At 62.0% G+C, this 21,962-nt stretch carries 24 protein-coding genes; 2 read left to right on the top strand and 22 right to left on the bottom strand.

Annotated elements, in window-relative coordinates:
* Nucleotides 1-16: 16 nt before the first annotated feature.
* From glpK to FJ972_RS17350, 15 genes are all read right to left on the bottom strand, one after another.
* On the bottom strand, nt 17-1,510 hold the full coding sequence (glpK, locus tag FJ972_RS17420; RefSeq protein WP_140525345.1) for a glycerol kinase GlpK: 1,494 nt from the start codon (nt 1,508-1,510) through the stop codon (nt 17-19).
* A gap of 93 nt (nt 1,511-1,603) precedes the next feature.
* Nucleotides 1,604-3,328 carry an ABC transporter substrate-binding protein gene (locus FJ972_RS17415; RefSeq protein WP_140498786.1) on the bottom strand — a complete coding sequence of 575 codons (1,725 nt, stop codon included), beginning with the start codon at nt 3,326-3,328 and terminating at the stop codon, nt 1,604-1,606.
* An 82-nt stretch (nt 3,329-3,410) separates the two neighbouring features.
* The gene (locus FJ972_RS17410) at nt 3,411-3,698 is read right to left on the bottom strand and encodes a DUF2160 domain-containing protein (protein WP_140498788.1); all 288 of its coding nucleotides are present in this window, start codon (nt 3,696-3,698) and stop codon (nt 3,411-3,413) included.
* 2 nt (nt 3,699-3,700) lie between these two features.
* On the bottom strand, nt 3,701-4,621 hold the full coding sequence (locus tag FJ972_RS17405) for a carbohydrate ABC transporter permease (RefSeq protein WP_140498790.1): 921 nt from the start codon (nt 4,619-4,621) through the stop codon (nt 3,701-3,703).
* 1 nt (nt 4,622) lies between these two features.
* Complete coding sequence (locus FJ972_RS17400) at nt 4,623-5,489, bottom strand: carbohydrate ABC transporter permease (protein WP_140498792.1); 867 nt, start codon at nt 5,487-5,489, stop codon at nt 4,623-4,625.
* Nucleotides 5,490-6,557 (bottom strand): ABC transporter ATP-binding protein, encoded by a 1,068-nt coding sequence (locus FJ972_RS17395; protein WP_140498794.1) that lies wholly within the window; start codon nt 6,555-6,557, stop codon nt 5,490-5,492.
* A gap of 10 nt (nt 6,558-6,567) precedes the next feature.
* On the bottom strand, nt 6,568-7,647 hold the full coding sequence (locus FJ972_RS17390) for an ABC transporter ATP-binding protein (protein WP_140525346.1): 1,080 nt from the start codon (nt 7,645-7,647) through the stop codon (nt 6,568-6,570).
* Nucleotides 7,648-7,683: 36 nt separating this feature from the next.
* Complete coding sequence (gene glpD / locus FJ972_RS17385; protein WP_140498798.1) at nt 7,684-9,210, bottom strand: glycerol-3-phosphate dehydrogenase; 1,527 nt, start codon at nt 9,208-9,210, stop codon at nt 7,684-7,686.
* 124 nt (nt 9,211-9,334) lie between these two features.
* Nucleotides 9,335-10,102, bottom strand: coding sequence for a DeoR/GlpR family DNA-binding transcription regulator (locus FJ972_RS17380; RefSeq protein WP_140515319.1), 768 nt, complete (start codon nt 10,100-10,102; stop codon nt 9,335-9,337).
* A 128-nt stretch (nt 10,103-10,230) separates the two neighbouring features.
* Nucleotides 10,231-11,640 carry a pyridoxal phosphate-dependent decarboxylase family protein gene (locus FJ972_RS17375; RefSeq protein ID WP_140515318.1) on the bottom strand — a complete coding sequence of 470 codons (1,410 nt, stop codon included), beginning with the start codon at nt 11,638-11,640 and terminating at the stop codon, nt 10,231-10,233.
* Between the two features lie 98 nt (nt 11,641-11,738).
* On the bottom strand, nt 11,739-12,470 hold the full coding sequence (locus FJ972_RS17370; RefSeq protein WP_140498804.1) for a peptidase: 732 nt from the start codon (nt 12,468-12,470) through the stop codon (nt 11,739-11,741).
* 133 nt (nt 12,471-12,603) lie between these two features.
* Complete coding sequence (locus tag FJ972_RS17365) at nt 12,604-13,398, bottom strand: transglutaminase family protein (protein WP_140498806.1); 795 nt, start codon at nt 13,396-13,398, stop codon at nt 12,604-12,606.
* Nucleotides 13,399-13,405: 7 nt separating this feature from the next.
* Nucleotides 13,406-14,347, bottom strand: coding sequence for an alpha-E domain-containing protein (locus FJ972_RS17360; RefSeq protein ID WP_140525347.1), 942 nt, complete (start codon nt 14,345-14,347; stop codon nt 13,406-13,408).
* Nucleotides 14,348-14,479: 132 nt separating this feature from the next.
* Nucleotides 14,480-15,892: a circularly permuted type 2 ATP-grasp protein gene (locus tag FJ972_RS17355; RefSeq protein ID WP_181165357.1), complete on the bottom strand. Its 1,413-nt coding sequence runs from the start codon at nt 15,890-15,892 to the stop codon at nt 14,480-14,482.
* A gap of 170 nt (nt 15,893-16,062) precedes the next feature.
* Complete coding sequence (locus FJ972_RS17350; protein ID WP_010909609.1) at nt 16,063-16,299, bottom strand: Lrp/AsnC family transcriptional regulator; 237 nt, start codon at nt 16,297-16,299, stop codon at nt 16,063-16,065.
* 264 nt (nt 16,300-16,563) lie between these two features.
* Here FJ972_RS17350 and FJ972_RS17345 point away from each other — a divergent pair, with 264 nt between their 5' ends.
* On the top strand, nt 16,564-16,983 hold the full coding sequence (locus tag FJ972_RS17345) for a DUF4864 domain-containing protein (protein WP_140498811.1): 420 nt from the start codon (nt 16,564-16,566) through the stop codon (nt 16,981-16,983).
* 4 nt (nt 16,984-16,987) lie between these two features.
* Here the strand turns inward: FJ972_RS17345 and tgt are convergent, their stop codons facing one another.
* The 7 genes from tgt to coaD all read right to left on the bottom strand — a co-directional run bounded on the left by tgt (nt 16,988) and on the right by coaD (nt 21,565).
* Nucleotides 16,988-18,118, bottom strand: coding sequence for a tRNA guanosine(34) transglycosylase Tgt (gene tgt, locus FJ972_RS17340; RefSeq protein ID WP_140525348.1), 1,131 nt, complete (start codon nt 18,116-18,118; stop codon nt 16,988-16,990).
* Nucleotides 18,111-18,380, bottom strand: coding sequence for a hypothetical protein (locus tag FJ972_RS17335; protein WP_140525349.1), 270 nt, complete (start codon nt 18,378-18,380; stop codon nt 18,111-18,113). The genes tgt and FJ972_RS17335 overlap by 8 nt, the downstream gene beginning before the upstream one ends.
* Nucleotides 18,370-19,458: a tRNA preQ1(34) S-adenosylmethionine ribosyltransferase-isomerase QueA gene (gene queA, locus FJ972_RS17330; RefSeq protein WP_140525350.1), complete on the bottom strand. Its 1,089-nt coding sequence runs from the start codon at nt 19,456-19,458 to the stop codon at nt 18,370-18,372. Before queA ends, FJ972_RS17335 begins: the two co-directional genes overlap by 11 nt.
* On the bottom strand, nt 19,458-19,907 hold the full coding sequence (locus tag FJ972_RS17325; protein ID WP_140515312.1) for a DMT family transporter: 450 nt from the start codon (nt 19,905-19,907) through the stop codon (nt 19,458-19,460). Before FJ972_RS17325 ends, queA begins: the two co-directional genes overlap by 1 nt.
* A 12-nt stretch (nt 19,908-19,919) precedes the next feature.
* On the bottom strand, nt 19,920-20,432 hold the full coding sequence (locus tag FJ972_RS17320; RefSeq protein ID WP_140525351.1) for a peptidylprolyl isomerase: 513 nt from the start codon (nt 20,430-20,432) through the stop codon (nt 19,920-19,922).
* Nucleotides 20,433-20,459: 27 nt separating this feature from the next.
* On the bottom strand, nt 20,460-20,954 hold the full coding sequence (locus tag FJ972_RS17315; protein ID WP_224518951.1) for a peptidylprolyl isomerase: 495 nt from the start codon (nt 20,952-20,954) through the stop codon (nt 20,460-20,462).
* A gap of 110 nt (nt 20,955-21,064) precedes the next feature.
* On the bottom strand, nt 21,065-21,565 hold the full coding sequence (gene coaD / locus FJ972_RS17310; RefSeq protein WP_140525353.1) for a pantetheine-phosphate adenylyltransferase: 501 nt from the start codon (nt 21,563-21,565) through the stop codon (nt 21,065-21,067).
* A 194-nt stretch (nt 21,566-21,759) separates the two neighbouring features.
* Between coaD and FJ972_RS17305 the strand changes: the two genes are divergently transcribed.
* Nucleotides 21,760-21,912 carry a hypothetical protein gene (locus FJ972_RS17305; protein ID WP_140498827.1) on the top strand — a complete coding sequence of 51 codons (153 nt, stop codon included), beginning with the start codon at nt 21,760-21,762 and terminating at the stop codon, nt 21,910-21,912.
* The last annotated feature ends 50 nt before the right edge of the window (nt 21,913-21,962 follow it).

The following is a 21,962-nucleotide window of genomic DNA, read 5'->3' as shown; positions in this document are numbered from 1 at the left end:
CCGATCTGACTGTTGGTTATGGCACGCTCAGCGTCCTGCGAACAGCATCGCGCCACCCCGCCAGCTTGGCCGAGCGTACCGCTGGTTCCATGTCCGGTCTGAAGCGCCGGTCGAGCGCCCATGTCTTGGCGAATTCCCGCGCCTTCGGCCACACGCCCGCCTTCGAGCCGGCGAGCCAGGCGGCACCGAGCGCGGTCGTCTCCAGAATGGTCGGACGGTCGACCGGCGCGTCAAGAATGTCGGCCAGCCGTTGCATGGTCCAGTCGGATGCCACCATGCCGCCGTCGACCCGAAGCACCGTCTTGGCCGCCGTACCCTTCCAATCCTTGCGCATGGCATCGAGCAGGTCGCGCGTCTGGTAGGCGACGGATTCGAGCGCGGCGCGGGCAAACTCCGCCGGCCCCGAATTGCGGGTCAGGCCAAAGATCGCGCCCCGCGCCTCGGCATCCCAGTGGGGCGCGCCGAGCCCGACAAAGGCCGGCACCAGATACACGTCCTGGGTCGGATCGGCCTCGGCCGCCAGCTTGCCGCTCTGTTCGGCCTTGCCGATCACCTTGATGCCGTCGCGCAACCACTGCACGGCGGCGCCGGCGATGAAGATCGATCCTTCCAGCGCATAGGTGGTCTTGCCGTTCAGCCGATAGGCAATCGTGGTCAACAGCCGGTTCTTCGAGCGCACCAGGTCGGTGCCGGTGTTGAGCAGCGCGAAACAGCCGGTGCCGTAGGTCGATTTCATCATGCCGGGCTCGAAACAGGCCTGGCCGATGGTCGCGGCATGCTGATCGCCGGCAACGCCGAGGATCCTTATCTCGGCGCCAAAGAGATTTTTCTGCGTGATTCCAAAATCATCGGCGCAGTCCTTCACCTCGGGGAGCATCCTTGCCGGAATGTTCAGGATGGCCAGCAGCTCGTCGTCCCAGGCATTCTTCTCGATGTTGTAGACTAGCGTGCGGGAGGCGTTTGTGGCGTCGGTGGCATGCACCCTGCCGCCGGTCAGGCGCCAGATCAGGAAACTGTCGATGGTGCCGGCCAGCAATTCGCCTTTCTCGGCGCGTCTCCTGGCGCCTTTCACCTTGTCCAGCATCCAGGCTATCTTCGTGCCGGAGAAATACGGATCGAGCAGCAGGCCGGTCTTCCTGGTGAAGGTCTTTTCCAATCCCTGCTTCTTCAGCTTCCGGCATAGCGGCGCGGTGCGCCGGTCCTGCCAGACGATGGCGTTGTGGATCGGCTTGCCGGTCGCCCTGTCCCAAATGACGACGGTCTCGCGCTGGTTGGTTATGCCGACCGCGGCGACGTCCGATGCCTCCCGCCCGGCATTCTTCAATGCGCCCTTCACGGTCGCCACGACGCTGGCCCAGATATCTTCCGGGTCATGCTCGACCCAGCCGGAAGCAGGATAGTGCTGGGTGAATTCTTGCTGGCTGCTGCCGACGACTTTCATGTCGCCGTCGAACAGAATCGACCGGCTCGACGTGGTGCCTTGGTCGATTGCCAGGACAAAGCCATTCATTCGCACTTCCTCCGTCACGACACAAAGAAGGGAGACGGCAACGTGCCGCCTCCCTGAATTTTACACGGGCGCGAACGCCCGCATAGGTCAGTCCTACTTCTGCCAGCTCTTGACCAGCTCGTCATAGTTGATGGTCTGGGGCTTCTCCTTCTCGTTCTCGATCTTGAGCTGGGGAGCGAGATTGCCGGCCTTGACCGCGTCGGCATTCCAGTAGGCGAGATCATGTTCCTCGGCGAGCTTCGGCCCGATATCGCCCTGGACGCCGGACCTCTCGATGCGGCCCATGACCTTCTCCTGCTCGGCGCAAAGCGAATCCATCGCTTCCTGCGCACTCTTTGCGCCCGACGAGGCATCGCCGATCGCCTGCCACCACAGCTGTGCCAGCTTCGGATAGTCCGGCACGTTTGTGCCGGTCGGCGACCATTGCACGCGGGCCGGCGAGCGATAGAACTCGATCAGGCCGCCGAGCTTCGGCGCGCGCTCCGTGAAGCTCTTGTCGTGAATGGTGGAGTCGCGGATGAAGGTGAGGCCGACATGGCTCTTCTTCACGTCCACCGTCTTCGAGGTGACGAACTGGGCGTAGAGCCAGGCGGCCTTGGCACGGTCGGTCGGGGTCGACTTCATCAGCGTCCACGAACCGACATCCTGGTAGCCGAGCTTCATGCCGTCCTTCCAGTAGACACCGTGCGGCGACGGAGCCATGCGCCATTTCGGCGTGCCGTCGTCGTTCATGACGGGCAGGCCGGGCTTGACCATGTCGGCGGTGAAGGCCGTGTACCAGAAGATCTGCTGGGCAACATTGCCCTGCGCGGGAACCGGACCGGATTCCGAGAAGGTCATGCCCTGCGCTTCCTGTGGTGCGTAGGCCTTCAGCCAATCGAGATATTTCTGGATCGAGTAGACGGCGGCCGGGCCGTTGGTGTCGCCGCCCCGCGCCGTGCAGGAGCCGACCGGCTGCGATTTCTCGTTGACCTTGATGCCCCATTCGTCGACCGGCAGGCCGTTCGGGATACCCTTGTCGCCATTGCCGGCCATCGATAGCCAGGCATCGGTAAAGCGCCAGCCGAGCGACGGGTCCTTCTTGCCGTAGTCCATATGGCCGTAGACCTTCTTGCCGTCGACGTCGCGGCCGGTGAAGAACTCGGCAATGTCCTCATAGGCCGACCAATTGACGGGAACGCCGAGATCGTAGCCGTACTTGGCCTTGAAGTCGGCCTTGTTCTTCTCGTCGTTGAACCAGTCGTAGCGGAACCAGTAGAGGTTGGCGAACTGCTGGTCGGGAAGCTGATAGAGCTTCTTGTCCGGAGCGGTGGTGAAGGAGGTGCCGATGAAATCCTTCACATCGAGGTTCGGATTGGTGACATCCTTGCCTTCGCCCGCCATCCAGTCGGTCAGGTTGCGCACCTGCTGGTAACGCCAGTGGGTGCCGATCAGGTCGGAATCGTTGACCCAGCCGTCATAGAGGTTCTGGCCAGTCTGCATCTGGGTCTGGATCTTTTCAACGACGTCGCCTTCCTGGATGACGTCGTGCGTGACCTTGATGCCGGTGATGGCGGTGAAGGCCGGAGCCAGAACCTGCGACTCGTATTGATGCGTCGTCAGCGTTTCCGACACGACCTTGATATCCATGCCGGCGAACGGCTTGGCGGCGTCGACGAACCACTGCATTTCCTTTTCCTGATCGGCGCGCGAAAGCGTCGACAGATCGCCTATCTCCTTGTCAAGAAAGGCTTTTGCCTCGTCCATGCCGGCATAGGCGTTGCCCACGCCGAGCAAGAGGACAAGGGCGGTCGTAGATGTCAATAATTGCCGTCGCATTGTGTTTCCTCCACGTTTGAAAAGACTTCAAGTGCGATCTGGAGAGGCCGCCAACAAGCGGCCGCTCCAACAGTTTCCCCCTCTATACGTAGCGGAAGACGCCGATGGCGTAGACCACGGAGAGAGCGAGAGCCCACCACAGGCTGGGTCCGACAAGACCCAGCCAAGCGAGATGGATGAAGGCGCTGCCAAGCAGCGAAACGAAGAGACGATCGCCGCGCGTCGTCTTGAAACGCAGCACGCCGATGCGCGGATCGCCGCCGGGCGAGGCATATTCCCAGACACCCATGCCGACCAGCAGCAGCGCTATGACGGCGAAGAAGGCGGCCGTCGGCCAGGTCCACGCCATCCAGGAGAAGTCGAGGTTCATGGTCACACCCTCCCCAGGGCGAAGCCCTTGGCGATGTAGTTGCGAACGAACCAGATGACGAGCGCCCCGGGGATCAGCGTCAGCACCCCGGCGGCTGCCAGCAGCCCCCAGTCCATTCCCGACGCCGACACGGTGCGGGTCATGGTAGCGGCGATCGGCTTGGCATCGGTGGTGGTCAGCGTGCGGGCGATGAGCAGTTCCACCCATGAGAACATGAAGCAGAAGAAGCAGGCGACGCCGATGCCGCTGGCGATCAGCGGCATGAATATCTTCACGAAGAAACGCGGAAACGAATAGCCGTCTATGTAGGCCGTTTCGTCGATCTCCTTCGGCACTCCGGACATGAAGCCCTCAAGGATCCACACCGCCAGCGGCACGTTGAACAGGCAGTGCGCCAGCGCCACCGCGATATGCGTATCGATGAGGCCGAATGCCGAATAAAGCTGGAAGAACGGCAGCGCGAACACCGCCGGCGGTGCCATGCGGTTGGTCAACAACCAGAAGAACAGATGCTTGTCCCCGAGGAAGCGGTAGCGTGAGAAGGCGTAAGCCGCCGGCAGCGCCACGGCGACCGAGATCACCATGTTCATCACCACATATGTGATCGAATTGATGTAGCCCGAATACCACGACGCATCGGTGAAGATGATGGTGTAGTTGCGCAGCGTCGGCGCATGCGGATAGAGCGTCAGCGAATTGACGATCTCCGCATTGGTCTTGAAGCTCATATTGATGAGCCAGTAGATCGGCAGCAGCAGGACGATGATGTAGAGCGTCGGCACGATCCACCACCAGCGCGATTCCTCGCCACGGCGGCGCATGCGCCTGTCCAGCTCGCTCTGCGACAGCGAACTGGCGAGTCTTTCCGAAGCGGCGGTCCCGTTCACCAGGTTGCGCTCGGTACGTTCGTTGGCGCCGGCCATATCAGCGTTCCGCGTCGTAGTTGGTCATCACGGTGTAGAACACCCACGACAACAACAGGATGATCAGGAAGTAGACCAGCGACATCGCCGCCGCCGGACCGAGGTCGAACTGTCCGAGCGCGGTCTTGACGAGGTCGATCGACAGGAAGGTCGTCGAATTGCCCGGACCGCCGCCGGTGACGACGAAGGGCTCGGTGTAGATCATGAAACTGTCCATGAAACGCAGCAGCACCGCGATCAGAAGCACGCGCTTCATCTTCGGCAACTGGATGTAGCGGAACACCGCCCAGCGCGAGGCGCCATCGATCTTGGCCGCCTGGTAGAAGGCGTCGGGGATCGAGACCAGGCCGGCATAGCAGAGCAGCACGACGAGGCTGGTCCAGTGCCAGACGTCCATGATGATGACGGTGACCCAGGCGTCGAACGGATCCTGCACGTAATTGTAGTCGATGCCGAGCGCGTTGACGTAGTAGCCGAGCAGGCCGATATCGTTGCGGCCGAACACCTGCCAGATCGTGCCGACGACATTCCACGGGATCAAGAGCGGCAGCGCCATCAGCACCAGGCAGACCGGCACGCCCCAGCCCTTTTTGGGCATGTTGAGGGCAATGAAGATGCCGAGCGGCACTTCGATCGCCAGGATGATGAAGGAGAAGATCAGGTTGCGCACCATGGCTTCCCAGAAGCGATCGGAATGCAGCAACTCTTCGAACCATTCGGTCCCCGCCCAGAAGAAGACGTTATTGCCGAACGTGTCCTGTACCGAGTAGTTGACGACGGTCATCAGCGGGATAACGGCCGAGAACGCCACCAGCACGAGCATCGGCAGCACGAGGAACCAGGCCTTGTTGTTCCAGGGCTTTTCCATTTACGCCCCCATCTCGACACGCCAGGAATCGGCATAGATGTTGATGCCGGCTGGGTCGAACCGCACTTTTGGATCGGCGGGAACGGTTTCGTCCTCGCCGATGACGGCCGCGATCTCGCGGCCTTCCAGACTGGCGCGCACGACCTTGTGGCGGCCCACATCCTCGACCTTGCTGACGTGGACGGCCATGCCATCGCGGCCGAGCCTGACATATTCAGGACGGATGCCGAGTTCGACGACGCCGCTTCCGGCCTTCGGCGCGCCTGGCAATTGGATGCGCTGGGAACCAAGCGTCGCTGTCTTGCCATCGATCGCTACCGGCATGACGTTCATGCCGGGCGAGCCGATGAAGTAGCCGACGAAGGTGTGGCGCGGCCGCTCGAACAGCTCGGCCGGCGTGCCGATCTGCACGATGCCGCCATCATACATGACCACCACCTGGTCGGCGAAGGTCAGCGCCTCTGTCTGGTCATGCGTAACATAGACCATGGTGTAGCCGAAGCGGCGGTGAAGCTGCTTCAACTGCGAGCGCAGCACCCACTTCATGTGCGGGTCGATGACGGTCAGCGGCTCGTCGAACAGGATCGCATTGACATCCGAGCGCACCAGTCCGCGGCCGAGCGAGATCTTCTGCTTCTGGTCGGCGGTCAGGCCCCTCGCCTTCTTCCTGGCCCAGTCTGCCAGGTCGATCATGTCGAGCGTCTCGCGCACCTTGCGGTCGACGTCGGCCTCCGGAACGCCGCGGTTGCGCAGCGGGAAAGCCAGGTTGTCGTAGACGGTCATCGTGTCGTAGATGACAGGGAACTGGAACACCTGCGCGATGTTGCGCTCCTGCGTCGACAGTCTCGTGACATCCCTGCCGTTGAACAGCAATTGGCCGTGCGAGGGGTGGAGCAGGCCGGAAATGATGTTGAGCAGCGTGGTCTTGCCGCAGCCGGATGGGCCTAGCAGCGCATAGGCGCCACCGTCCTCGAAAGTGTGGTGCACCTCCCGCAGTGCGAAATCCGCATCGGTACGCGGGTTCGGCAGATATGAGTGCCTGACATGGTTGACGTCGATGCGCGCCATCGTTTTCTCCTCAGGCCGCCAGCTTTGCCGCGGCCACGGCGACGCCGTGTTGGTCGAAAACCATGATGTGACGCGGGTCGATGAACACTTCGACCACTTCGTCGGTCTCGAAATCGCGGATGCCATGGGTCAGCATCACCCAGCGCGCGTCGGCGAAATCAAGATGGATGAAACTTTCCGAGCCGGTGATCTCGGTGATGGTGACCTTTGCCCGCACCGGCACGGCACTCGCATCCGGCCGCTCGAGCGACAGATGGTGCGGCTGGAAGCCGATCGTGTAATTGCCGTCGGCGATGCCGACAAGTTCAGCCGGCACCGGCAGCTTGACGCCGCCCTCCAGGAGGAAATCGGGCCCGTTCTTGGCCAGCACGATCGTGTTGAGCGGCGGATCGGCGAAGGTCCTGGCCGTCACCAGGTCGACCGGTTTGCGGAACACCTCGATGGTCGGGCCGAACTGGGTGATGCGGCCTTGCGACAGCGTCGCCGTATTGCCACCGAGCAGCAGCGCCTCGTGCGGTTCGGTCGTGGCATAGACGAAGATGGTACCGGCGGCGGCGAAGATCCTCGGCAGTTCTGCGCGCAATTCCTCGCGCAGCTTGTAGTCGAGATTGGCGAGCGGCTCATCGAGCAGCACCAGGCTTGCATTCTTGACGATGGCGCGCGCCAGTGCGGTGCGCTGTTGCTGGCCACCGGACAGGCTGAGCGGCGTGCGGTCCAAATAGGGCGTCAGCTTGAGCAGGGCAGCGGCTTCCCGCACCTGACTGTCGATCCTGGCCTTCTCGACGCCCGCTACCCGCAATGGCGAAGCGATGTTTTCGTAGACGCTCATCGCGGGGTAGTTGATGAACTGCTGGTAGACCATGGCGATCTTGCGCTTTTGAACTGGCTGTCCGGTGACGTCCTTGCCGTCGAACCAGACCGAGCCGGAAGTCGGCGCGTCGAGGCCGGCCATCAGCCGCATCAGGCTGGTCTTGCCGGACAGCGTCGGCCCGAGCAGCACGTTCAGCGAGCCATGCTGGAGCGTCAGCGACACGTCGCGGATATGCTCCACCGCGCCGACCGTCTTGGTGACGTTCCTCAGTTCCAGCATGATGCCTCCTCCCAGGCCGTGTGCATCAGCAGCCCTTCATTCCGCGGCCGCGACGTGGCGGCGGCTTATGCCGCGCATGAATTCATCCAACGCCGCCGTCTGCTCGCGGCTGAAATGCAGGCCGCGCTTGGTCCGGCGCCACAGCACATCTTGCGATGTGACGGCCCATTCGTTCTCGACGAGGTAGCGCACCTCGGCCTCGTAAAGGTCGGCGCCGAAATTGCGGCCGAGATCGGCATTCGATTTGGCAAGGCCAAGCAACATCTGCGCGCGCGTGCCGTAGAGCCGCGTGAGCCGACGTGCCAAACGCTGGTCGAGAAAGGGATAGGCGCTCTTCAGCCTCGCCACTTGCGCATCAAAACCGGTCGCCGCGAAATCGCCGCCCGGCAGCGGCGCATTTGCCGTCCACGGCTTGCCGCGCCTGCCGAGAAAGCCTTCGATCTTCTCCAGCATAGATTCCGACAGCCGGCGATAAGTGGTGATCTTGCCGCCGAACGTGTTGACGATCGGGGCTGTGCCCTCGCCGCCATCGGCCTTCAGCACATAGTCGCGTGTCGCCTCCTGCGCCTTGGAAGCGCCATCGTCATAGAGCGGACGCACGGCCGAATAGGTCCAGACGATATCCGACCGCTTGACGGGTTGGGCGAAATACTCGCTTGCCGCCGCGCAGAGATAGTCGATCTCGGTGTCGCTGATCTTCACGTCGTGCGGATCGCCGGGGTAGTCCTGGTCGGTGGTGCCGATCAGCGTGAACTCGTCCTCGTAAGGAATGGCGAAGATGATGCGGCCATCCTTGTTTTGGAAGAAATAGGCGCGTGGGTCGTCGAATTTCTTCGCGATGACGATGTGACTGCCCTGCACGAGGCGAACATTGTGCACATCGTTGAGGCCGACGACGCCGGAAAGCACATGATCGACCCAGGGGCCGGCGGCATTGACCAGCAGCCGCGCCTTGACCTCTTCGGTCTCGCCGGTCCGCAGATTTTCGATCCTGATCGTCCACAGCCCGCCTTCGCGGCGCGCCCCGACCACCTTGGTGCGGGTGCGGATGGTCGCGCCCCGGTCGGCGGCGTCACGCGCGTTCAGCGTCACCAGCCGCGCATCGTTGACCCAGCCGTCGGAATATTCGAAGGCCTTCTTGAACAATGGTTTCAATGGCTTGCCGGCAGGGTCGGTGGCCATGTCCAGGGTTCTGGTCGCCGGCAGCAATTTGCGCCCGCCAATATGATCGTAAAGGAAAAGGCCGAGCCTGATCAGCCAGGCCGGACGCAGGCCCTTGGCATAGGGCAGCACGAAGCGCATCGGCCAGATGATGTGCGGCGCGTTCTTCCACAGTACCTCCCGTTCCATCAGCGCTTCGCGCACCAGGCGGAATTCGTAGAATTCGAGATAACGCAGGCCACCATGGATCAGCTTGGTCGAGCCTGAGGAGGTTCCGCTGGCGAGATCGTCCATCTCGGCCAGAAATACCGAAAACCCGCGGCCGGCGGCATCACGGGCAATGCCGCAGCCATTGATGCCACCGCCTATGACGAAAATGTCACGGATCGAAGATGCGTCCACCAATTCCTCCAGCGATTTCGCATTGCACCATTTGGCTCTTTTGCGAAACCGTGGCGGAATTATTTCGAACTCATAACGAATGTCAAACGAAATATCACAAGCTCGTGAAAGCGCTGCAACGTCCTCAATCGAGCGAGGTTTCGATCAGTTGAACCTCGGCCTCCTGGCAGATCTTGCGCACCGAGGGGATATCGCAGCGGTCGGTGATGAAGGTGTTGACCTGCGACAGATGGCCGATGCGAACCGGCGCCGTGCGCTCGAATTTGGTCCGGTCGGACACCAGGATGACGTGCCTGGCATTGGCGATAATGGCTTGCGCGACCTTGACCTCGCGGAAATCGAAATCGAGCAAGGCGCCGTCATGGTCGATTGCCGAGGCGCCGATGACGGCGTAGTCGACTTTGAACTGCCTGATGAAATCCACCGCCGCCTCGCCGACGACGCCGCCATCCGAGCCGCGAACCACCCCGCCCGCGATCACCACCTCGATCGAAGGATAGATGCGCATCCTATTAGCAACGTTGATGTTATTGGTGATGACCATGAGCCCGCTGTGATCCAGCAGCGCCTTGCTGACCGACTCCGTCGTGGTGCCGATGTTGATGAACAACGAGGCGTTGTCCGGGATCAGCCTGGCGGCCGCGCTGCCGATCGCCTCCTTCTCCTCGGCGGCGATCTTGCGCCTGGCTTCGTATTCCATGTTCTCGATGCCGGAAGGAAACAAGGCGCCGCCATGGATGCGCGACAGCAACCGCTGGTCGCAAAGATCGTTGAGGTCCTTGCGGATGGTCTGCGGCGTGACGTTGAAGTGGGTGGCCAGATCGTCGACCAGGACGCGGCCATGATCCTTGGCCATTTGGACGATTTCGGCATGGCGCGGCGACAGATACATCTGAAGACCTTCTGCTTTCGTTTTTCTTGATCATAGACGAAAACGAAAGCAATGAAAAGGCGTAAGCCGGCTAATGGAAACCACATGATAGCAAAGGCAAACTTGGTCGCAGTCCCGACTCAGCCGGTTCAGGTTAGTCCGCGCGCGATTTCGGTGATGGCGGCAAAAGCCGAATCGACATCCGCCGCGGTCGCCTCGAACTGGCCGACCTGGAAGCGGATGGCGACGCGCCCGTTCACCCTGGTCTGTGTCAGGTAGATGCGTCCGTCATCATTGATCGCATTGACAAGCCGGAGATTGTGCTCGTCGGCATCGGCTCCCTCCGCCTTGTGCCGGAACGAAAACAGCGACAGCATCGGCTCAGTGACGATCTCGAAATCCGGCTCGTCGGCCAGGCGCGCTGCCAGGCCTTCGCTCCAGGCGACGTGGTTGCGGATCATCGTGCGCAGGCCTTCCAGTCCATAGGCACGCAGCAGGAACCACAGTTTCAGCGCGCGGAAGCGGCGGCCGAGCGGCACCGACCATTCGGAATAGTTGATGATGCCGTCATGACCGTGCGTCTTCAGATAATCCGGCTTGATGGCGAGCGTCCTGACATGGCTTTCGGGGTCGCGCAGGAACTGGATCGAGCAGTCGAACTGCGCGCCCAGCCATTTATGCGGGTTGAAGACGATAGAATCCGCCTGCTCCACACCGGCCCAGAAATGCCGGTATTCCGGGCAGATCATCGCCGATCCCGCCCAGGCGGCATCCACGTGAAGATAGACCCCGTGGCGTTTGGCGATCGCGGCGACGCTGGCGATATCGTCAGTGCCACCGGTGCTGGTGCCACCGACGCAGGCGATGATACCCGCGGGCAGCAAGCCTGCCTTCTTGTCGGCGACGATCGCCGCCTCGAGGGCCGCTATGTCCATGGCGCGAAAGCGGCCGGCGACCGGAATGCGCACGAGATTGTCCTCACCGATGCCGGCCACCCAGATCGCCCGGTCGATCGAAGTATGCACCTGATCCGACGAATAGATGCGCAACCGCGCCTGCCCCGTCAGGCCCCTTTTGTTGCCTTGCCAGTCGAGCGCGCGTTCGCGCATCGTCAGCACCGCCGCCAGCGTCGCCGAGGAGGCAGAATCCTGGATGACGCCGGAAAAACCTTCCGGCAGGCCGAGCGCCTGGCGCATCCAATCGACAATCCTCGTTTCGAGCTCCGTCGCCGCCGGCGACGTCTGCCACAGCATGCACTGCGCGGCCATCGCAGAGACCAGATACTCAGCCACCACAGAAACTGGTGCCGCGTTCGCCGGAAAATAGGCGAAGAAGCGGGGATGCTGCCAATGCGTCATGCCCGGCAGGATCTTCTCCTCGAAATCGGCGAAGATCCTGTCCATCGGCTCCGCGTCTTCGGGCGGCGACGCTTCTATGCTCCTGAATATGTCGCCGGGCTCGACCCGCGGCCGCACCGGGCGCTGGCGCAGCGTTTCACGATAGTCGGCGCCCCAGTCGGCGGCCCGCCGCGACCATTGCCGGAAATCGTCACTGTTCATCCTGTCCTCCCGACATGATCGCTTCACCGGCGCCCTTCGCCCGGTTTTCAAAAACGACTGTTAAACATTTGCAACCACCGGAGAAATCCGGCGCGTCCTTATCCCGGAAAATCCGGCAGACTGGCAAACGCCGTCTTCAAGGCGCTCGACCATCCCTCGGAGATCGTGCGGTAGTACGGGTCGTCATGACCGATCCGTTTCTTCAACCCGACCTGGAAGGCATCCTTTTCCAGGAAAAGCAGATCCAGCGGCAGCCCGACCGACAGGTTCGACTTCAGCGTGGAATCGAACGATACCAGAAGCAGCTTCACGGTCTCCGCGAGACTCATCGACCGGTCATAAGCGCGAATGATGATCGGCTTGCCGTATTTGGTCTCGCCGATCTGGAAAAAGGGCGTGTCATCGGTCGATTCGATGAAATTGCCCTCGGGATAGATCATGAACAGGCGCGGTGCGCTGCCCTTTATCTGGCCGCCCAGGATGAAGGAGGCGTTGAAGTAGGAATCGGCCTTGTCGCCGGCGGGCGAGGAATGGGCGATGACGTCCTTGACGGTTTCGCCGACCAGCCGCACCGTCTGGTACATGGACGGCGTTTCGAGCACTGCCGCGTGCCGGTCGCCAACCGCCTTGGTGCGCTCGTCGAGCACGCTGATCACGGCTTGCGTCGTCGCCAGATTGCCGGCCGACATCAGCACGATGACGCGCTCACCGGGATCTTCCCAGACATGCATCTTCTTGAAGGTGGAGATCGAGTCCATGCCGGCATTGGTGCGCGTGTCCGACATGAACACGAGCCCGCGATCGATCTTGAGGCCGACGCAATAGGTCATGGTTTACTCTTCCGGCAGCGAACCGTAAAAACCGCGTCGCGTCGGAACGGATCCATGCGGCGCGCTCAGGTCCTTGTTTTCATGCATGTCGTCACCCAAACCAAGGTGGCGTTGGACGACCTGCATCGGGTGACTACTGCTCCACCGTGACGGTGACGGCAAGCCGCTCTTGCGCCTCTCCCAGCAGAATCCCCGAAACCGGCGACGCATCGCGATAGTCGCGCCCCGTCGCCACTCTCACATAGCGCTCATCAGGAGAGATACCGTTGGAGGGGTCGAAGGCAACCCAGCCGAGGCCCTGAACATGCGCTTCGGCCCAGGCATGGCTTGCCGCCTGCTCGATGGCCGCGTCCATCATCAGATAGCCGCTGACATAGCGTGCCGGGAAACCCATGGCGCGGGCGGTGGCGGCAAAGATATGGCTATGATCCTGGCAGACCCCGGTTTTCAGCGCGAGAGCCTCTTCAGCCGGGGTCGTCGCATTGGTGGTGCCCGGCGCATAGGCGACCCGCTCGGAGATGATAGCCATCAGACGGTGCAGTCTTTCGATATCGGTGCCCTTGCCGGCTGCCTCGGCGAGTGCGCGAATGCCATCGCCGATCATGGTCAAAGGCGTCTCCTGTGCGAACAGCCAGAGCGGCGCGAATCCCTGATGCGGCCCACAAACCCCCGATGTATCGCGCGTCACCACCTCGCCTGACGCCTCGACCGTAATGAAATCATGGTCACCCTCGACGCTCAACAATCGGGTGTCATTGCCGTAGTGGTCGGCAAATCGCACTTCCTCGCGCGCGCCTTCTACCTTCAGGGCCCAGGACAGCACGGTCTGCGTGCGCCCGCTCACCGGAAGCAGCCGCAGCCGCTGCAGCAGGTACTGCACCGGTGCGTCGTAACGGTATTCGGTCCGATGGGTGATCTTGAGCCGCATGGCCTCCTCAATAGAACCTGTAATCCTGCGCGATCTCGTCGCCGAGCCTGGTGTTGTCGCGAATGAAGCCGGCAAGGAATTCATGCAGGCCGGCGTCGAAAATATCCTTGATCGAGCCTGCCTGCAGCATGGCCTGGGTCTTTTCCGCCGTCGCATGGCAGGGATGGCGCCCGCCATAGTCGTCGCCGAGGAACTTCAGGTGCTCGGCCAGGAAGCGATAGCAGAAGGTCAGCGATCGCGGCATGCGCACATTGAGGATCAGATAGTCGGCGATGTTGGTCGGCTTGTAGTCGGCGTCGTAGACCCAGCGGTAGGAGCGGTGCGCCGATACCGAGCGCAGGATCGATTCCCACTGGTAATTGTCGAGCGTCGAGCCGACCCAGGAGATCGACGGCAAGAGCACGTAGTACTTCACGTCGAGGATGCGCGCCGTATTGTCGGCGCGCTCGACATAGGTGCCGAGCTGCGAGAAATCGAAGATCTCATTGCGCAGCATGGTGCCGTAGAACGAGCCGCGGATCAGCGCCGTTTCGCGCTTAATCGCATCGAGCACGTTTGGCAGGTCACGCTCGTCGATCGGCCTTGCCAGCATGCGCTTCAGCGCCATCCAGGCCTCGTTAATGCTTTCCCAGGTCTCCCGCGTCAGCGCGGTGCGCACCATGCGGGCATTGTGGCGTGCCGTCTCGATCGACGACATCGTGCTCGACGGGTTCGACGTGTCGCGCAACAGGAAGTCGGCTACATCGGCCGCCGTATAGTCCTGATACTTCTGCGTGTAGGCGACGTCGGAGCCGGCGCTGAGCAGCACCGAATTCCACTCTTCCGACGCGCTCTGCGTGCGCGTCAGCGCCATGCGCAGGCCCGCATCGACCAGGCGCGCCATGTTTTCCGCACGCTCGATATAGCGGTTCATCCAGTAGAGCCCGTTGGCGGTACGGCCGAGAAGCATGGAGTGGCCCTTCGGGCTAGTGAGTAGGGAATAGTGAGTAGCGAGTAGGGAATGTTCGAGTTTCGATTGGATACGGCATTGTTCTGTCCCCTCTGATACCAACTACTGCCTACTGCCTACTGACTACTCATCTCAATCATCCAGCACCCAGGTATCCTTCGTGCCGCCGCCTTGCGAGGAATTGACCACCAGAGAGCCCTCCTTGAGCGCGACGCGCGTGAGCCCGCCCGGCACGATCTGGATGCGGTCGGAGACCAGCACATAGGGTCTCAGATCGACATGGCGCGGCGACAGGCCCTTTTCGGTCAGGATCGGACAGGTCGAGAGCGCCAACGTCGGCTGGGCGATGTAATTGGACGGCTTGGCCTGCAGCTTCTTGGCGAAATCCTGGCATTCGTTCTTGGTCGCCGCCGGTCCGACCAGCATGCCATAGCCGCCTGAACCGTGCACTTCCTTGATCACCAGCTCATCGATGTGTTCGAGTACATATTTCAGGCTGTCCGGCTCCGAACAGCGCCAGGTCGGAATATTGCCGAGGATCGCCTTGCGGCCGGTGTAGAATTCGACGATCTCGGGCATGTAGGAATAGATCGCCTTGTCGTCGGCGATACCGGTTCCCGGCGCATTGGCGATCGTAATGTTGCCGGCCCGGTAGACATCCATGATGCCAGGCACGCCGAGCGCGGAGTCCGGCCGGAAAGTCAGCGGATCGAGGAAGGCATCGTCCACCCGGCGATAGAGCACGTCGATCTGCTTGTAGCCTTCGGTCGTGCGCATCGCGACATGACCGTCCACCACGCGCAAATCCTGCCCCTCGACCAGTTGCACCCCCATCTGATCGGCCAGGAAGGCATGTTCGAAATAGGCGGAGTTGTAGCTGCCGGGCGTCAGCACGGCGATGGTCGGCGTGCCCTTGGCGTTCTGCGGCCGCACCGCCGCCAGCGACTGGCGCAAAAGCTGCGGATAGTTCTCCACCGGCCGCACCTTGATTTGTTGGAACAACTCGGGGAAGAGCTGCATCATCGTCTCGCGGTTTTCCAGCATGTAGGAAACGCCCGATGGGGTGCGCGCATTGTCCTCCAGCACGTAGAACTCGTTTTCGCTGATGCGCACGATGTCGACGCCGATGATGTGGGTGTAGACGCCGGCTGGTGGCCTGACCCCGATCATCTCGGGCAGGAAGGCTTCGTTCCTGGCGATCAGGTCGCGGGGAACGCGTCCGGCCCGCAGGATTTCCTGGCGGTGATAGATGTCGTCGAGAAAGGCGTTCAGTGCCTGCACGCGCTGCTCGATGCCTTGCGTGAGGCGGCGCCACTCATTGCCAGAAATGATGCGCGGAACGATGTCGAAGGGGATAAGCCGCTCGGAGGCTTCCTGCTCGCCATAGACGGCGAAGGTGATGCCGGTTTTGCGGAAGACGCGTTCGGCGTCCTGCATTTTCTCGGTAAGCCTGGCCGGGTCCTGCTCTTTCAGCCAGCGATCGTAAGCCGAATACGGTCTTCTAAGTCCGGAGACCTCCGGAAGCATTTCATCGAACGCTGCCAATCGCATACTCCCCTGTGACGCCATTTCACTGGCGCCGCTGGAGAAAATCAAGCGCAATCGGTGATTTGAGGGATGCGGACGATCAGTATGTCGCCCCTGCCTAAAATTGAGGCAGCTGAAATATGAGCTTGGTCAGGCTTTGCCTCATGCCCGGGCAATGGGTTCCGACGCTAGAAGGCGCGAAAAGTGACGACGGTGAACGTGTCCTTGATGCCGGGAAGAATCTGCACCTTCTCGTTGACGAAGTGGCCGACATCCTCCTCGTCGTCGACATAGAACTTGGCGAGCAGATCGTAATTGCCGGCAGTGGAGTAGATTTCCGAGGCGATCTCGGCGTCGGCGAGCGCGCTGGCAACCTCATACGACTTGCCCAGTTCGCATTTGATCTGCACGAAAAACGCCTTCATGGCTCCGCCCTGCTAAACGTCCAATCCAAGCGGCCCTTCTGGCAGACTGGAGGCGGGCTTTCAAGCGCTGGAACGGTACTTAGCCGGTTCGAGCGTTGGCCACGCCTCCCGCAATTCCGCCAAGGCTGCCTGGACTTCGTCGCGCGACAACACTGAATATTCGCCGCCGGTGAAACCCTGAAGCGCCACCAAACGTATGTTAGGATGCCTGCACGGGCAGGATTTTTCGAAAGGCAAGTTCTCGAAAGACAAGGGAAACAGGCTATGCGCCGCACGCTTTTCGCATTCGCATTCCTTCCTCTCCTCCTGCCCTTGTCGGCGTTTGCCGGCGAGGCCGAGATCAAGGCGGCGCAAGCGGCCATTGACGGCCAGCTGAGAGCGTTCCTGGCCGATGACGGCGTCACGGCCTACAGCTTCGCCGCACCGAACGTGAAGCGGATCTTCCCGACCGTCGACACCTTCATGAACATGGTGACCAACGGCTACGCGCCGGTGCGCAACCCACGGAGCTACTCGTTCGGCAAGGTCGAGGAGACGGGTCCGACCTCGATCATCCAGCAGGTGCTGATCGTCGGCCCTGACGGCAAGGACTATGAAGCTGTCTACACGTTGGAGCGACAGCCCGACGGCACGTTCCAAATCACCGGCTGCAGCCTGCGCGCGTCGAATTCGCTGAGCACCTGAACCGTCACAGCGCCGGGATATCGCCCCTCGCCCAGCCCTCGGTAATTTCGGCAGCGCGTGCCTCGAAAGTGCCGGTCTCTATCGCGGCGCGTATGTCCTGCATCAGCTTCTGATAATAGGACAGATTGTTCCAGGTCAGAAGCATCGCACCGAGTGCCTCTTGCGAGCGCACGAGATGGTGCAGATAGGCGCGGGAATAATCGCGTGCCGCCGGGCAGTCGCTTTCCTCATCGAGGGGGCGCGGATCGTCGGCATGGCGGGCGTTGCGCAGATTGACCTTGCCGCGCCTTGTATAGGCAAGCCCATGCCGGCCGGCCCGCGTCGGCATCACGCAGTCGAACATGTCGATGCCGCGCGCCACCGATTTCAAGATGTCGTCCGGCGTTCCGACGCCCATGAGATAGCGTGGTTTGTCATCGGGCAGTTCCGGGCAGGTGATGTCGAGCATGTCGAGCATGACCGCCTGCGGTTCACCGACGGCAAGGCCGCCAACCGCATAGCCTTTCAGATCCATCGCGCTCAGCGCTTGCGCAGAACGCACGCGCAAATCCGCATTGTCGCCGCCTTGCACGATGCCGAACATCGCCTTCCCGGGCTGGTCGCCGAACGCCGTCTTGCAGCGCTCGGCCCAGCGCAGCGACAATTCCATGGCGCGCTCGATTTCCTTGAGCGCGGCCGGCAGCGCCGTGCATTCGTCGAGTTGCATCTGGATGTCTGAATCGAGCAGGCCCTGGATCTCGATCGAACGCTCCGGCGACATTTCATAGGATGCGCCATCGATATGGGAGCGGAAGGTGACGCCCTTCTCGGTCAATTTCCGAAGCTTTGACAGCGACATGACCTGGAAGCCACCGCTGTCGGTCAGGATCGGATGCGGCCAGCGGGCGAATTCGTGCAGGCCGCCAAGCTTCGCCACGCGTTCGGCGCCGGGCCGCAGCATCAGATGGTAGGTATTGCCCAGGATGATATCGGCGCCGACGCCGCGCACCTGATCCATGTACATCGTCTTGACCGTGCCGCCGGTGCCGACCGGCATGAAGGCAGGCGTGCGGATTTCGCCGCGCGGCATGCTGATCAAGCCGCGCCGCGCCCTGCCTTCGGTCGCCAGCACCTTGAAGGTGAACGTCTCAGCCATTGAATTCCTTGTCGTGTGCCGGTGCGCCCGGAGCCTGTTCGTCCAGCGACTGGCGATAGTGGATGCAGCCGCGCATGAATTTTGGCCAGGGCGGCACGGCGATTGCCGGATCGATCTTCTCGGGCAGCAGGTCCCACAAATCGGGATGATGCCAGCAAAGATCGTGCCCCGATGCATCGCGATGCTGGCGAATGCCGGCGCGCAATTTTTTGACTTCGGCGATCAAACTGTCGCGGTCCAGCCTGTCGAGGTCATCGTCCATCGCTCATCTCCGCTCGATACAGCAGGCTTGCATCTCCGTAGGAGTAGAATCTGTAATCGTGCTCAATGGCATGCGCATAGGCGGCGCGCATCGTATCGAGGCCGCTGAAAGCCGAAACCAGCATGAACAGCGTCGAACGCGGCAGATGGAAATTGGTCGTCAGCATGTCGGCGGTGCGAAAACGATAGCCGGGCGTGATAAAGATGTCGGTCGGGCCGGACCATGCAGCCAGCACGCCATCCTCTCGCGCGGCGCTTTCCAGCAGGCGCAGCGAGGTCGTACCGACGGCAATGACGCGCCCGCCCCTCGCCTTTGCCGCATTCAATGCGTCGGCAGTTGCCTCGCTGACCGAGCCGATCTCCGCATGCATCTTGTGGTCGGCGGTGTCGTCCGCCTTCACCGGCAGGAACGTGCCGGCGCCGACATGCAAGGTGACGAAGCGGCGCTCGATGCCCTTGGCGTCGAGCGCCGCAAACAGCTCCGGCGTGAAATGCAGGCCCGCCGTGGGTGCTGCGACGGCGCCTTCCTCCCGGGCATAGATGGTCTGGTAGTCGGCCCGGTCGCGCTCGTCGTCGTCGCGCTTCGAGGCGATATAGGGCGGCAGTGGGATGTGGCCGACCGCATGCAGCGCCTCGTCGAGGAAAGGGCCCGACAGGTCGAAGCCGAGCAGCGCCTCGCCCGCCTCGCCCTTTTCGATCACCGTGGCGTCAAGCTGGCCGAGGAAGCACGAATTGCCGTCATGGCCGAAATGGATGCGGTCGCCGACGGCAACGCGCTTGCCCGGCCGCATGAAGGCCAGCCAACGGTCCGGCGCCATCCGCATGTGCAATGTGGCTTCGACCTGCGCCGCCGCCTCGCCGCGCCGCCTGATACCTTTGAGTTGCGCCGGGATGACCTTGGTGTCGTTGAAGACCAGCACGTCACCAGCCTGGAGCAGGGAAGGCAGGTCGCGGACCGCCCGGTCCGAAAACCCCTCGCCCGGCCTGACCACCAGCATCTTTGCGCTGTCTCGCGGCTCTGCCGGGCGAAGCGCGATACGCTCTTCCGGAAGGTCGAAATCGAACAGATCGACACGCATCAGAAGAGCCTGATAAGCAACGCCCCGGCCAGAAGCAGCACCGCGCCGGCCACGCGGCCGAGCGAGATTTCGCGAACCGCGACGCCGAGGAATCCGACGCGGTCGATCAGCATGCCCGCCAGCAACTGGCCCGCCACCAGGAACGCCATCAGCGCGGCGGCGCCGATGCGTGGCGTCAGGATGGTGGACAGTGTGACGTAGAAGCCGCCCAGCATGCCGCCGGCGATGAACAGCCACGGCGCGGGCGCCTTCCAGTCGAGCGAGATGCCTTGCAGCCTCACCACCGCGACGGCAATGATGCCGAGCACGATGGCGCCCGACAGGAACGAAAACGCGGCAGCCGCGACCGGGAGCCCCAGGCCGCGCGCCAACTGCGAATTGATCGGCGCCTGAATGGCAATGAAGGCGCCGGACAGGATGCCGAGAAGCGACCAGACGACGCCCATCATTGTCCTGTCGCCTTACTTGACGTCGGCCGCGACCTTCAGCGACACGATCTTGTCGGGATCCTGCACCGGCTCGCCGCGCTTGATCTTGTCGACATTGTCCATGCCTTCGATGACCTGGCCCCAGACCGTGTACTGGCGATTGAGGAAGGCTGCATCGTCGAAGCAGATGAAGAACTGCGAATTGGCCGAGTTCGGATTCTGCGAGCGCGCCATCGAGCAGGTGCCGCGGCCGTGGTTGGCATTGGAGAATTCGGCCTTGAGATCCGGCTTGTCGGAACCGCCCATGCCAGCGCGAGAAGGCGCGAAAGAGGGCTTGCTCGAATTGCCGAACTTGACGTCGCCGGTTTGCGCCATGAAGCCCTCGATGACGCGGTGGAAGACCACGCCGTCATAGGCACCTTCGCGGGCCAGTTCCTTGATGCGGGCGACATGGCCGGGCGCCAGGTCGGGAAGCATTTCGATGACGACCTTGCCCTTGGTCGTTTCCATGATGAGCGCGTTTTCGCGATCCTTGATGTCGGCCATGTCTGATATCCTTTTCAAAAAACAAAACTATTTGTCGGCGGCGATGCGCACCTTGATCATCCGGTCGGGATCGGTGACCGTGCCGTTGTCGGCCTCGTCGCCCTTCTTGATGTGGTCCACCAGTTCCATGCCGCTGACGACATTGCCCACGATCGTGTACTGGCCGTCGAGCGGCGGCGCCGGCGCGAACATGATAAAGAACTGCGAGTTTGCCGAATTCGGATCCTGCGAGCGTGCCATGCCGACCACGCCGCGCTTGTAGTGCTCGGTCTGCGAGAATTCCGCCGGCAGGTCCGGCAGGTCGGAGCCGCCGGTACCGACAGCCTGGGCGTTGAAGCCTTTGTTCATGTTGCCGAATTTGACGTCGCCGGTCTGCGCCATGAAGCCGTCGATGACGCGGTGGAAGGCGACGTTGTCATAGGCATGCTCACGCACCAGCTTCTTGATCTGCGCGACATGCTTGGGCGCGAGATCGGGACGCAGCGCGATGGTTACATCGCCGTCCTTCAGGGTGATGATCATGGTGTTTTCCGGGTCGGCGGCATAGGCCGAGGCCGATGCTGTCACGAGACCGGCAAGCACGACGAGGAACGAGGCGAGCTTTTTCAGCTGCATGGTCTTCTCCGAGAACCCTATTTTGTGAATTTGGCGGCGAGTGCACCGGCGACCGCGGCCGGCACGAAGGGGCGGATGTCGCCGCCCATCGAGGCAATCTGGCGCACAAGTGTGGCGGTAATGGTGCGCACCGAGGGGCTGGCGGGCAGAAAAACCGTCTGCAGCTCAGGCGCCATGGTTTCGTTCATGCCGGCCATCTGCATCTCGTAGTCGAGATCGGTGCCGTCGCGCAGGCCGCGGATCATGATCGAGGCCCCCTGTTTCCTGGCCGCATCGATGACCAGCCCGTCGAAGGCGACCACCTTGATGCGCGTGCCGTCGCGGCCAAATTCGGCCTTGGTCGCGGCCTCGATCAGTTCGACCCGTTCCTCGAAGGAAAATAGCGGCTTCTTGCCGGGATGGATACCGATCGCCGCATAGACAATGTCGGCCACGGCCAGCGACGCCTTCAGCACGTCGAGATGGCCGTTCGTCAACGGGTCGAAGGAGCCGGCATAAAGGGCAATTCGTTCGTTCATGCCGGTGCTTCTAACGGGCGCGCGGACGGAAGGCAAATCTCATTGATGCGATCCCCTTGAACCTTTTTGCAGGGATGAACGACAGATGAATGCGCCGATCACGAACGCTTCACGCAGCGTTCACTACCTTGCCCCTTTAAGAAGATGAAACCAAAGTCCCATGTAAGCGTTGTAGAGCGCAGGAGAACACGCACATGCTGATCTACATGCTCGCCACTGCAATGACCGTCGCCATGCTGATCGCCACTGTATTCGGGCTGCATCAGGAGGCCCAGCGCGTCCGCATCAAGACCAACGCCAAACGCTTCGAAGGGTTCGGCCCCCGCAAGCCTCACCGTCACTATTGAACTAGCCTGAATTTGCCGGCCGATTGGCCGGCGTTGCCATGTCTGTCCAA

Origin of the sequence: Mesorhizobium sp. B2-1-1 (assembly GCF_006442975.2) — a bacterium.
In the GTDB taxonomy this organism is placed as follows: Bacteria; Pseudomonadota; Alphaproteobacteria; order Rhizobiales; family Rhizobiaceae; genus Mesorhizobium.
Note: the sequence above shows the minus strand (reverse complement) of the source record. Positions and strands in the feature narration are given on the sequence as shown.

Coding starts and splice junctions, on each gene's coding strand:
- glpK (WP_140525345.1), bottom strand. CDS start 1,510: ATGAATGGCTTTGTCCTGGCAATCGACCAAGGCACCACGTCGAGCCGG.
- FJ972_RS17415 (WP_140498786.1), bottom strand. CDS start 3,328: ATGCGACGGCAATTATTGACATCTACGACCGCCCTTGTCCTCTTGCTC.
- FJ972_RS17410 (WP_140498788.1), bottom strand. CDS start 3,698: ATGAACCTCGACTTCTCCTGGATGGCGTGGACCTGGCCGACGGCCGCC.
- FJ972_RS17405 (WP_140498790.1), bottom strand. CDS start 4,621: ATGGCCGGCGCCAACGAACGTACCGAGCGCAACCTGGTGAACGGGACC.
- FJ972_RS17400 (WP_140498792.1), bottom strand. CDS start 5,489: ATGGAAAAGCCCTGGAACAACAAGGCCTGGTTCCTCGTGCTGCCGATG.
- FJ972_RS17395 (WP_140498794.1), bottom strand. CDS start 6,557: ATGGCGCGCATCGACGTCAACCATGTCAGGCACTCATATCTGCCGAAC.
- FJ972_RS17390 (WP_140525346.1), bottom strand. CDS start 7,647: ATGCTGGAACTGAGGAACGTCACCAAGACGGTCGGCGCGGTGGAGCAT.
- FJ972_RS17380 (WP_140515319.1), bottom strand. CDS start 10,102: ATGTATCTGTCGCCGCGCCATGCCGAAATCGTCCAAATGGCCAAGGAT.
- FJ972_RS17375 (WP_140515318.1), bottom strand. CDS start 11,640: ATGAACAGTGACGATTTCCGGCAATGGTCGCGGCGGGCCGCCGACTGG.
- FJ972_RS17370 (WP_140498804.1), bottom strand. CDS start 12,470: ATGACCTATTGCGTCGGCCTCAAGATCGATCGCGGGCTCGTGTTCATG.
- FJ972_RS17365 (WP_140498806.1), bottom strand. CDS start 13,398: ATGCGGCTCAAGATCACCCATCGGACCGAATACCGTTACGACGCACCG.
- FJ972_RS17360 (WP_140525347.1), bottom strand. CDS start 14,347: ATGCTTCTCGGCCGTACCGCCAACGGGCTCTACTGGATGAACCGCTAT.
- FJ972_RS17350 (WP_010909609.1), bottom strand. CDS start 16,299: ATGAAGGCGTTTTTCGTGCAGATCAAATGCGAACTGGGCAAGTCGTAT.
- FJ972_RS17345 (WP_140498811.1), top strand. CDS start 16,564: ATGCGCCGCACGCTTTTCGCATTCGCATTCCTTCCTCTCCTCCTGCCC.
- tgt (WP_140525348.1), bottom strand. CDS start 18,118: ATGGCTGAGACGTTCACCTTCAAGGTGCTGGCGACCGAAGGCAGGGCG.
- FJ972_RS17335 (WP_140525349.1), bottom strand. CDS start 18,380: ATGGACGATGACCTCGACAGGCTGGACCGCGACAGTTTGATCGCCGAA.
- queA (WP_140525350.1), bottom strand. CDS start 19,458: ATGCGTGTCGATCTGTTCGATTTCGACCTTCCGGAAGAGCGTATCGCG.
- FJ972_RS17325 (WP_140515312.1), bottom strand. CDS start 19,907: ATGATGGGCGTCGTCTGGTCGCTTCTCGGCATCCTGTCCGGCGCCTTC.
- FJ972_RS17320 (WP_140525351.1), bottom strand. CDS start 20,432: ATGGCCGACATCAAGGATCGCGAAAACGCGCTCATCATGGAAACGACC.
- FJ972_RS17315 (WP_224518951.1), bottom strand. CDS start 20,954: ATGATCATCACCCTGAAGGACGGCGATGTAACCATCGCGCTGCGTCCC.
- coaD (WP_140525353.1), bottom strand. CDS start 21,565: ATGAACGAACGAATTGCCCTTTATGCCGGCTCCTTCGACCCGTTGACG.
- FJ972_RS17305 (WP_140498827.1), top strand. CDS start 21,760: ATGCTGATCTACATGCTCGCCACTGCAATGACCGTCGCCATGCTGATC.